The organism is Pseudomonas sp. ICMP 8385, assembly GCF_002699915.1.
Lineage (GTDB): Bacteria > Pseudomonadota > Gammaproteobacteria > Pseudomonadales > Pseudomonadaceae > Aquipseudomonas > Aquipseudomonas gessardii.
In genome coordinates this window covers 130,273-140,795 of sequence record NZ_LKBY01000035.1, presented here as the reverse complement: position 1 = coordinate 140,795, position 10,523 = coordinate 130,273, and the positions used below count along the sequence as shown (strand labels likewise).

The following is a 10,523-nucleotide window of genomic DNA, read 5'->3' as shown; positions in this document are numbered from 1 at the left end:
ATCTGCGCTTGAATCCTTCGGTGTGAGAGCCTGGATTCTACCGGTGGCTGGCTCTCTGCCTCTCGTTTCAAGCGTTGCGCTTATTCTATGAATTCAGGCTCTCTTAGAAAGGTCGGTACGTCACTGCTGTCATTCCAGGCTATCGACCAAGATGCCCGAAGCTGTAAGCAACCCAACAATTTGGTTAGCGCAGCCTCTAGCAAGGCATCGTCAATACCTGCCCTCTTCATCTGCAACACACTTGTTTACGCCTGCGCGACTCAGTGCCCCGCCACCTTGGGTCGGATACCGCCCGAAAATGGGCGCAGCCTCGGCAACGTGCATCAGTAAAGTTGAACAACGCCGCTGCCGCCTTGATTTTTTCTGACATGAGAACCTGAAATCCACAAGCGGGACCAGCAAGCCTGAATAATTGATATCATTTAGATATCAATCTAGTTCAGGCACTGTCATAAAACCGTTCCGTTGGCGTGTTTTTTTAGCCCGCTCGATAGCAGGTGTGATGGACGACACCGTAGCGCTACACCCATCATCGCCTTACAGCCTTTATTTAAAGGCTCTCTATCGCTTTCTGATCCATACTCCTAAAATGTAACGTCATTTTTCATAAAACCGGTCGCCCCCGGTATTTTTCTATCTTTTAGCGAGTTCATCCGCGTGAAAATTCATCTCTCTCTTGTCAGCCTGTTCTTCGCATTCGCAGGCACTGTCGCCAACGCCAGCGAAACCACCCTGGCCCCACGGGACACCTCGCAACTGCACATCGCCTCGGGCAGCGCGATGCTGGTCGACCTGCAAACCAACAAGGTGATCTACGCCAGCAACCCCGACGTGGTGGTGCCGATTGCCTCCGTCACCAAGTTGATGACCGGTATGGTGGTGCTGGACGCCAAGCAGAATATGGATGAGTACATCTCTATCAACATCAGTGACACCCCGGAAATGAAAGGGGTGTTCTCGCGGGTCAAGCTCAACAGTGAGATGCCGCGCAAGGAGATGTTGCTGATCACCCTGATGTCCTCGGAAAACCGTGCCGCCGCCAGCCTGGCCCACCATTATCCGGGCGGCTATGCGGCGTTTATTGCTGCGATGAACGCCAAGGCCAAGGCCTTGGGCATGACCAGCACCCGCTATGTCGAACCCACCGGCCTGTCGATCCATAACGTGTCCACCGCCCGTGACTTGAGCAAGCTGGTGCAGGCCGCACGCAAGTACCCAATGCTCACGCAATTGAGCACCACCAAGGAAAAAACCGTGTCGTTCCGCAAGCCCAGCTACACCCTGGGTTTTTCCAACACCGATCATCTGGTCAACCGGGCCAATTGGGATATCAAGCTGACCAAGACCGGTTTCACCAACCAGGCCGGCCACTGCCTGGTGCTGGTGACCAGCATGGGCAATCGCCCGGTGTCGTTGGTGATCCTCGATGCCTTCGGCAAGTTCACGCACTTTGCCGATGCCAGCCGCATTCGCAAGTGGATTGAAACCGGCAAGAGCGGCTCGGTGCCGGACGTGGCCCTGCAATACAAGGCTGACAAGAACCTCAAGGCCCGCCAGACCGGGGTCGCCCAGTCGCGCTAAGACACCACTGACCGGCACAAAAAACGGCGCTCTCGGGCGCCGTTTGCATTAGGGCTGCTTCGGCCTTTCGGCCATCACTTTGAGCGCCTGGGCCGCCGCTTGCTCCTGGCCGGCCTGGGCCGTTGCGTTGGCCGCCTGCTGCCAGCGCGCCGCATCCAGGTTGGCCGGCAACTGGCTTGGCCGCTGGACCAGCACCGCCCATTGCCCGGCGCTTTTCCAGGCAGACTCGAAGTCGCTGAACGCCACGGCGCGGCGCCGGTCCCTGGCCACTCGCAACACCACTGTACTGTTCTGCTGGTTAAAGCCCACCAGCACTGCATAGCGCGGCTCGGCCCAGAGCGTCGAGCCTTCGGTAATCCGCAACATCACCGGGTACCCCGCCGCCACCTGCGCCAACAGCGCGGTCAGCTTGGCATCCAGCGGATACACCAGCATCCCGTACTCCCGCGCCAGTGCCTGCATATTGCGCTCAAGGTCAGCTTCCCCGCCCGGCAGGCGCAATGGCTTATCCAGCAAGCCTGGTGTAATCACAATGCCTTGTTGCGACAGCATGCTGGCCAGGGCTGCCGGACCACCCTGGTAGGTGTCACCGCGAAACGCCGGCACGCCGTTGAGCTCTACCCGCTCGGGCAAGCCCTGGATTTTCGAGGATGTGGGGTGCCCGGCACACGCGGCCAATCCGAGGATGCACGCTGCCGCCAGCAAGGATTTTTTGAGGTTCGACCGTAAACGCAACTTCTTCACTCTCTTGATCATCTGCGGGCTGGGGCGTTGATCATAGGGCGCTCGCGGACGCGGGTATAGCCTTGGGCCGCAGTAAAAAACCCGGTATAGAGCAAACAAGTTGGACATACACGACCATTGGTCAATAGCACGCAGCCGCTTGGCGGTTAGACTGTCCATTGCAAAGACCGTATGTGCCCTGCACAGGGCAAAGGAGGCACTTATGAGCCTGACAACCACGATTTTCCTGCTGGTACTTGGCTGGCTGACCGTCGCCAGCGCCATGTTGTGGGGGGTGCTGCGTGTGACCCGCCGCCGCCATCCACCGCCCAAGGCCGCGACGCGCGCCAAGGCCCGCAAGCCGGTCGCGCATCACGCCTAAGCCACTCCAGGAGCCGGAAAACTGGCGCCTACCGATCTAGGCCGCAGGCTTACGGGCCACGGCCGCCGACGCCGCCACCATCGCCCGCAGCAGCACCGCACACCCCGCCGCCAGGTCATCCGGGGCGGCGTTTTCGATTTCGTTATGGCTGATCCCGCCTTCACAGGGCACGAATATCATGCCCGCCGGCCCCAGCTCGGCGACGAAAATGGCGTCGTGCCCGGCACCACTGACGATATCCATGTTGGACAACCCCAAGCCATTGGCCGCCTCGCGCACGGCATCGACACAGCCCTTGTCGAAATACAGCGGCGGGAAATCGGCGGTAGGCACCATCTCGAAGGTCAACCCGTGCTTGGCGCAGGTCTCGTCAATCACCTGGCGCACCTGGGCAATCATCGAATCCAGGCGTGCCGGCTCCAGGTGGCGAAAATCCAGGGTCATGCGCACTTCACCGGGGATCACATTGCGCGAACCGGGGTAGGCTTGCAGGCACCCCACCGTGCCACAGGCATGGGGCTGATGGCTCAGTGCAGCGGCGTTGACCGCGGCAACCACCGCCGAGGCGCCCACCAGGGCGTCCTTGCGCAGGTGCATCGGGGTCGGGCCGGCATGGGCCTCGACGCCGCGCAGGGTCAGGTCGAACCATTTCTGGCCGAGGGCCCCCAGCACCACACCGATGGTTTTGCGTTCATCTTCAAGGATCGGACCTTGCTCGATATGCGCTTCAAAGTAAGCCCCGACCGGATGCCCACTGACCGGCCGGGTGCCCGCATAGCCAATCGCCTTCAGCGCAGCGCCCACCGTGACACCCTCGGCGTCGGTCTTGGCCAGGGTGTCTTCCAGGGTGAATTTCTCGGCGAACACCCCGGAGCCCATCATGCATGGCGGGAAGCGCGAGCCTTCCTCGTTGGTCCACACCACCACCTCCAGCGGCGCTTCGGTCTGCACGTTCAGATCGTTAAGGGTGCGCAGCACTTCCACCCCCGCCAACACCCCGAAGCAGCCATCGAACTTGCCGCCCGTGGGCTGGGTATCGATATGGCTACCGGTCATCACCGGCGGCAATGCCGGATTGCGCCCCGGGCGACGGGCGAAGATATTGCCCACGCCATCGATGGTCACCGTGCACCCCGCCGCCTCGCACCATTGCACAAACAGATCGCGGGCCTGGCGGTCCAGGTCGGTCAGGGCCAGGCGGCACACCCCGCCCTTGGGCGTCGCGCCAAGCTGGGCGAGGTCCATCAACGACTGCCACAGGCGGTCGCGGTTGATGTACTGGTGGGTGGATTGCAGAACGTCGATGGCAGCGTTCATAGGGATCTCCTCAGGCAGTTTTCTTATGATTGACGCGGTCCAAATGTGGGAGCGGGCTTGCCCGCGATGGCGATGTGTTAGTCACCGTAGATGTCGCCTGAAAGACCGCTATCGCGGGCAAGCCCGCTCCCACATTTGATTGCATTCCACATCGCTTACAGGGATGTCTTGGCGGCGATTGGACTGGTTTTGCGTTTGGCGCACAGTCCGTAATACAACACCCCGCCCAACGCCGAGCCGGTGAACCAGCCATAGCTGTAGAACCAACTGAAGGCATCGCTGCCCAGCGACAGCAAGGTCAGCACCACCGGCACACCAAACGCGATAAACCCCGCCGTATTCCACGCCGGGTACACGTCATCACGGTACAACCCCGCCAGGTCCAGTTGCTGGCGGCGGATCAGGAAATAGTCCACCACCATGATCCCGGCAATCGGCCCCAACAGGCTCGAATAGCCGAGCAACCAGTTGGAATACACGGTCTCCAGACTGACATCGGACACGATCAAGCCGAGTTTTTTCAGCAACTCGTGGGCCATCAGCGCCAGCCCCACCAGGCCGGTGAGCACCACGGCGGTGGTGCGGTTGATCAGCTTGGGCGCAATGTTCTGGAAGTCATTGGTGGGCGAGACAATATTCGCCGCCGTGTTGGTCGACAGCGTGGCAATGATGATCAACGCCATTGCCACCGCCACCCACACCGGGCTCTGGATATGCCCGATCAGGGTCACCGGGTCGGAGACGCTGACCCCCACCAGTTTCACCGAGGCGGCGGTCATGATCACGCCCAAGGCGGCGAACAGGAACATGGTCAGCGGCAGGCCGAAAATCTGCCCCAGGATCTGGTCTTTCTGGCTTTTGGCATAACGGCTGAAATCAGGAATATTCAGGGACAAGGTGGCCCAGAAACCGACCATCGCAGTCAGCCCGGCCATAAAGTAGCCTGTCAGGCTCGCGCCTTCGGGACGTTTGGGAGGGATCGCCATCAATTCGCTGAGCGACACATTGGGCAACGCCCACACCAGCAAGCCGATGCCCACCGCCACCAGCAGCGGTGCCGACAGGGTTTCCAGCCATTTGATCGACTCGGCGCCGCGCAGCACCACCCACAGGTTCAACACCCAGAAGATCATGAAGCCGATCACCTCGCCGGTGCCGCCCAGGCTCTTCCAGCCCTCGAAAATCGAGCCGAGGAACAGGTGGATCGCCAGCCCGCCGAACATCGTCTGGATCCCGAACCAACCGCAGGCCACCAGGGCGCGGATCAGGCACGGCACATTGGAGCCGAGAATGCCGAAGGACGAGCGCAGCAGCACCGGGAACGGAATGCCGTACTTGGTGCCGGGAAACGCGTTGAGCGTCAGGGGGATGAGTACCACGATATTGGCCAGCAGGATCGCCACCAATGCCTCGCCCACCGACAAGCCGAAGTACGCGGTGAGCACCCCGCCCAGGGTGTAGGTCGGCACACAGATCGACATGCCGACCCACAGTGCGGTGATGTGCCACTTGTTCCAGGTTCGTTCGTGCACCTTGGTCGGTGCCATGTCGTGGTTGTAACGGGGGCTGTCGAGCACGTCGCTGCCGGCGTCGAGTTCATACAGGCCGTCGCGTTCGATGACTTGCGATCTGTTCTGTTGCATGGCTGCTCCACGGTTTTTTTCGAATTATTGTTGCTCATCCAGCGCTCAACGCTGGATGGCCGCAGTCCCGCATGGACAACATGACATCACGGACCCGGCCCACCGGCAGCGCACTCAATTACCGTGCCGTAGACCGTCAACCCATCCGTACCGCTTATATAACCAACTGATGTTTATCAGTTTTATTTACAACACCGAAAAGTCCCACGTCACTTTCAACGTTACTCAGGCCAAATAACGCAGAAGTTGTCCGAACAATCAGGACTCAATCTGGTGCAACACAATTATTTTTATTACTGCCTCCCGTCAAGAGGCAACTCTCAAGCGTCTGATTTGCAATAGAAAATGTTGCTCATATTGGGAACCTGTCAAGTGCGTCAAAAGGGTGAGAGGCCGCTACATTTTGGTGACTTTTAATTTTTATCCTTAAAAATCATCTACTTATTATAAGTATATGCTTATAAAAAATAATCTTGATCATTCCAAAGACTCGGGCTAGTTTCTATTCCTGTCACCTTTGACAAGAATAAACCTTGCACCGTGAGCAGCACTACAACACTTAGAACTGGCATAAGCCGGTCAAGCCTCTGAGGAACTCGGCATGTCTCTGTTGATCCGTGGCGCCACCGTTGTTACCCATGATGAAAGTTATACCGCCGATGTAGTGTGCGCAGACGGTCTAATCCGCGCCATTGGCACTGGCCTGGATATTCCCGCCGGCACCGAGATACTCGATGGCAGCGGCCAATACCTGATGCCCGGCGGCATCGACCCCCATACCCATATGCAACTGCCCTTCATGGGCACCGTGGCCAGCGAGGACTTTTTCAGCGGTACGGCAGCAGGCCTGGCGGGCGGGACCACGTCGATCATCGACTTCGTGATTCCCAACCCGCAGCAGTCGTTGCTGGAGGCCTTCCACCAGTGGCGCGGCTGGGCCGAGAAGTCGGCGGCCGACTATGGGTTTCATGTGGCGATTACCTGGTGGAGCGAACAGGTGCGCGAGGAAATGGCCGAGCTGGTGAGCCACCACGGCATCAACAGCTTCAAGCATTTCATGGCCTACAAGAACGCGATCATGGCCGCCGACGACACCCTGGTCGCCAGCTTCGAGCGCTGCCTGGAACTGGGCGCGGTGCCCACCGTGCATGCGGAGAACGGCGAGCTGGTGTATCACCTGCAACGCAAGCTGATGGCCCAGGGCATCACCGGGCCCGAGGCCCACCCGCTGTCCCGGCCTTCGCAAGTGGAGGGCGAAGCCGCCAGCCGTGCAATCCGCATCGCCGAAACCCTCGGCACGCCGCTGTACCTGGTGCACGTTTCGACCCAGGAAGCCCTCGACGAAATCACCTATGCCCGCGCCAAGGGCCAGGCGGTCTATGGCGAAGTCCTGGCCGGGCACCTGCTACTGGACGACAGTGTGTACCAGCACCCCGACTGGCAAACCGCAGCGGGCTACGTGATGAGCCCGCCCTTCCGCCCCCGCGGGCATCAAGACGCACTGTGGCGTGGCCTGCAAGCGGGCAACCTGCACACCACCGCCACCGACCACTGCTGCTTCTGTGCCGACCAAAAGGCTGCCGGGCGTGACGACTTCAGCAAGATCCCCAACGGCACCGCCGGCATCGAAGACCGCATGGCGTTGCTGTGGGACGAAGGGGTCAACACCGGGCGCCTGTCGATGCAGGAGTTTGTCGCACTGACCTCCACCAACACCGCGAAGATCTTCAACCTCTACCCGCGCAAGGGTGCGATCCGCGTCGGTGCCGATGCCGACCTGGTGCTGTGGGATCCCCAGGGTACGCGGACCATCTCGGCCAAGACCCACCACCAGCAGGTGGACTTCAACATCTTTGAAGGCAAGACCGTACGCGGCGTGCCCAGCCACACCATCAGCCAGGGCCGGCTGGTGTGGGTCGATGGCGATTTGCGCGCCGAGCGCGGTGCCGGGCGCTATGTCGAGCGGCCGGCGTATCCGCCGGTGTTCGAGCAGTTGCGCAAGCGGGCCGAGCATTCCAGGCCAGTCGCCGTAAACCGCTGACATAGCCAATCGCAGGCAAGCCAGCTCCCACCCATTGAGATATGAACCCGATCAAATGTGGGAGCGGGCTTGCCCGCGATGAAGCCCGCACAGGCAACAAAAAACCAATGCCCGCCAGAGGCAAAAAAACCGTGAGGCCATTACCGTGATCCAGACCCTGAACCACCTCCCCCACCCCGACGAAGACGGGGCGACCCTCGCCAGCCATTTCACCGACCTGGCACCGCCCCTCAATGCCCGCCAGGCCCACCTGGAAGCCTCGCGCTGCCTGTATTGCTACGACGCGCCGTGCGTCAACGCGTGCCCCAGCGAAATCGACATCCCGTCGTTTATCCGCAATATCCACACCGACAACGTCCAGGGCGCGGCGCAGAAAATCCTCTCGGCCAATATCCTCGGCGGCAGCTGTGCCCGGGTCTGTCCGACCGAAATCCTCTGCCAGCAGGCCTGTGTACGCAACCACAGCGAAGAATGCGCCCCGGTGCTGATCGGCCTGTTGCAACGCTATGCCATCGACAACGCGCACTTCGAGCAACACCCGTTCCAGCGCGCCGCCGCGACCGGCAAGCGTATCGCGGTGGTCGGCGCCGGGCCTGCGGGTTTGTCCTGTGCCCATCGCAGTGCCTTGCATGGGCATGACGTGGTGATTTTCGAGGCCCGGGAAAAGGCCGGCGGCCTCAATGAATACGGGATCGCCAAATACAAACTGGTGGATGACTTCGCCCAGCAGGAGCTGGACTTCCTGCTGCAGATCGGCGGCATCGAAATCCGCCACGGCCATCGCCTGGGCGACAACCTGAGCCTGAGCGACCTGCACCAGCAATTCGACGCGGTGTTCCTCGGCCTGGGCCTGGCCGCCAGCAAACACCTGGGCCTGCCCCACGAGGACGCGCCCGGCCTGCTCGCCGCCACCGACTACATCCGCGAACTGCGCCAGGCCGACGACCTCAGCCAACTGCCCCTGGCCGACCGCTGCATCGTGCTCGGTGCTGGCAACACCGCCATCGACATGGCCGTGCAAATGGCGCGCCTGGGCGCACGCGATGTCAACCTGGTCTACCGCCGCGGGCTTGCCGACATGGGCGCCACTGGCCATGAGCAAGATATCGCCAAAGCCAACCAGGTCCGCCTGCTGACCTGGGCCCAACCCGACACTGTGCTGCTGGACGACCAGGGCCAGGTGCGCGGCATGCGCTTTGCCCGCACACGCCTGGAAAATGGCCGCCTACACACCACCGGCGACACCTTCGAGCTGGCGGCGGATGCGATCTTCAAGGCCATCGGCCAAGGCTTCGACGAGCAGGCCTTGCACGACCCCCTGGCCCAGCAACTGCAACGCCAGGGCGAGCGGATCTTTGTCGATGCACAGCTGCAAACCAGCATCCCCGGCGTGTATGCCGGTGGCGATTGCGTCAGCCTCGGGCAAGACCTCACCGTTCAGGCCGTGCAGCACGGCAAGCTGGCCGCCGAGGCCATGCACGCTCAACTCATGCTCACTGTGGAGGCTGCGTAAATGGCCGATCTATCGATTGTGTTCGCTGGCATCAAAGCCCCCAATCCGTTCTGGCTGGCCTCCGCGCCCCCTACCGACAAGGCCTACAACGTGGTGCGCGCCTTTGAAGCCGGCTGGGGCGGCGTGGTCTGGAAAACCCTGGGCGAGGACCCGGCGGCAGTCAACGTCTCGTCCCGCTATTCGGCGCACTTTGGCGCCAACCGCGAAGTACTGGGTATCAACAATATCGAACTGATCACCGACCGCTCCCTGGAAATCAACCTGCAAGAAATCACCCAGGTGAAAAAGGACTGGCCGGACCGCGCCCTGATCGTGTCGCTGATGGTGCCATGCGTCGAAGAGTCCTGGAAAAACATCCTGCCACGGGTGGAAGCCACCGGTTGCGATGGCATCGAACTGAACTTCGGCTGCCCCCACGGCATGCCGGAACGGGGCATGGGCGCGGCGGTGGGCCAGGTGCCGGAATACGTCGAACAGGTGACGCGCTGGTGCAAGACCTATTGCTCGCTGCCGGTGATCGTCAAGCTCACGCCCAATATCACCGATATCCGCGTGGCCGCCCGTGCCGCCTATCGCGGCGGGGCTGACGCGGTCTCGCTGATCAATACCATCAACTCCATCACCAGCGTCGACCTGGAGCGCATGGTCGCCCTGCCGATCGTCGGCACCCAGAGCACCCACGGCGGCTACTGCGGCTCGGCGGTCAAGCCGATTGCCTTGAACATGGTGGCTGAAATCGCCCGCGATCCCCAGACCCAGGGCCTGCCGATCTGCGGGATCGGTGGCATCGGCAACTGGCGCGATGCCGCAGAGTTCGTGGCCCTGGGCTGCGGCGCGGTGCAAGTGTGCACGGCGGCGATGTTGCATGGTTTTCGCATCGTCGACGAGATGAAGGATGGTTTGTCACGGTGGATGGACAGCCAGGGCTATAACAGCTTGCAGGATTTTTCCGGGCGCGCGGTGGGCAACACCACGGACTGGAAGTACCTGGACATCAACTACCAGGTGATCGCCAAGATTGACCAGGCGGCGTGCATCGGCTGCGGGCGCTGCCATATTGCCTGCGAAGACACCTCGCACCAGGCCATTGCCAGCCTCAAGCAGACCGATGGGACCCACGTGTACCAAGTGATCGACGACGAATGCGTGGGCTGCAACCTGTGCCAGATCACCTGCCCGGTGGCGGACTGCATCGAGATGGTGCCGATGGACACCGGCAAGCCGTTTTTGAACTGGACCCAGGATCCACGCAACCCCTACCGAGAGGCGGTGTAGCCTTTTAAATCGCCATCGCAGGCAAGCCAGCTCCCACATTTGATCGGG

General features: G+C 61.2%; 8 protein-coding genes. 5 read left to right on the top strand and 3 right to left on the bottom strand.

The window, feature by feature from the left end:
* Window positions 1-657 precede the first annotated feature (657 nt).
* Complete coding sequence (gene pbpG / locus AO268_RS06155; protein ID WP_076962622.1) at window positions 658-1,581, top strand: D-alanyl-D-alanine endopeptidase; 924 nt, start codon at window positions 658-660, stop codon at window positions 1,579-1,581.
* Between the two features lie 48 nt (window positions 1,582-1,629).
* Here pbpG and AO268_RS06150 read toward each other — a convergent pair whose 3' ends face one another.
* A complete protein-coding gene (locus tag AO268_RS06150; RefSeq protein ID WP_099168180.1) occupies window positions 1,630-2,316 on the bottom strand; it encodes a hypothetical protein in 687 nt (228 codons plus the stop codon).
* 211 nt (window positions 2,317-2,527) lie between these two features.
* Between AO268_RS06150 and AO268_RS32660 the strand changes: the two genes are divergently transcribed.
* Entirely contained in the window at window positions 2,528-2,686 is a 159-nt protein-coding gene (locus AO268_RS32660; protein WP_162843712.1) for a hypothetical protein, read from the top strand.
* 36 nt (window positions 2,687-2,722) lie between these two features.
* Here the strand turns inward: AO268_RS32660 and AO268_RS06145 are convergent, their stop codons facing one another.
* Both AO268_RS06145 and AO268_RS06140 read right to left on the bottom strand, forming a co-directional pair.
* The gene (locus tag AO268_RS06145) at window positions 2,723-4,003 is read right to left on the bottom strand and encodes a Zn-dependent hydrolase (protein ID WP_099168174.1); all 1,281 of its coding nucleotides are present in this window, start codon (window positions 4,001-4,003) and stop codon (window positions 2,723-2,725) included.
* Between the two features lie 155 nt (window positions 4,004-4,158).
* On the bottom strand, window positions 4,159-5,646 hold the full coding sequence (locus AO268_RS06140) for an NCS1 family nucleobase:cation symporter-1 (RefSeq protein WP_099168173.1): 1,488 nt from the start codon (window positions 5,644-5,646) through the stop codon (window positions 4,159-4,161).
* 601 nt (window positions 5,647-6,247) lie between these two features.
* Here AO268_RS06140 and hydA point away from each other — a divergent pair.
* The 3 genes from hydA to preA all read left to right on the top strand — a co-directional run bounded on the left by hydA (window position 6,248) and on the right by preA (window position 10,475).
* Window positions 6,248-7,687: a dihydropyrimidinase gene (gene hydA, locus AO268_RS06135; protein WP_076962619.1), complete on the top strand. Its 1,440-nt coding sequence runs from the start codon at window positions 6,248-6,250 to the stop codon at window positions 7,685-7,687.
* Window positions 7,688-7,832: 145 nt separating this feature from the next.
* Window positions 7,833-9,200 (top strand): NAD(P)-dependent oxidoreductase, encoded by a 1,368-nt coding sequence (locus AO268_RS06130; protein ID WP_099168172.1) that lies wholly within the window; start codon window positions 7,833-7,835, stop codon window positions 9,198-9,200.
* Window positions 9,201-10,475: an NAD-dependent dihydropyrimidine dehydrogenase subunit PreA gene (gene preA, locus AO268_RS06125; protein ID WP_099168171.1), complete on the top strand. Its 1,275-nt coding sequence runs from the start codon at window positions 9,201-9,203 to the stop codon at window positions 10,473-10,475.
* Window positions 10,476-10,523 lie beyond the last annotated feature (48 nt).

Coding starts and splice junctions, on each gene's coding strand:
- preA (WP_099168171.1), top strand. CDS start 9,201: ATGGCCGATCTATCGATTGTGTTCGCTGGCATCAAAGCCCCCAATCCG.
- AO268_RS32660 (WP_162843712.1), top strand. CDS start 2,528: ATGAGCCTGACAACCACGATTTTCCTGCTGGTACTTGGCTGGCTGACC.
- AO268_RS06140 (WP_099168173.1), bottom strand. CDS start 5,646: ATGCAACAGAACAGATCGCAAGTCATCGAACGCGACGGCCTGTATGAA.
- hydA (WP_076962619.1), top strand. CDS start 6,248: ATGTCTCTGTTGATCCGTGGCGCCACCGTTGTTACCCATGATGAAAGT.
- AO268_RS06145 (WP_099168174.1), bottom strand. CDS start 4,003: ATGAACGCTGCCATCGACGTTCTGCAATCCACCCACCAGTACATCAAC.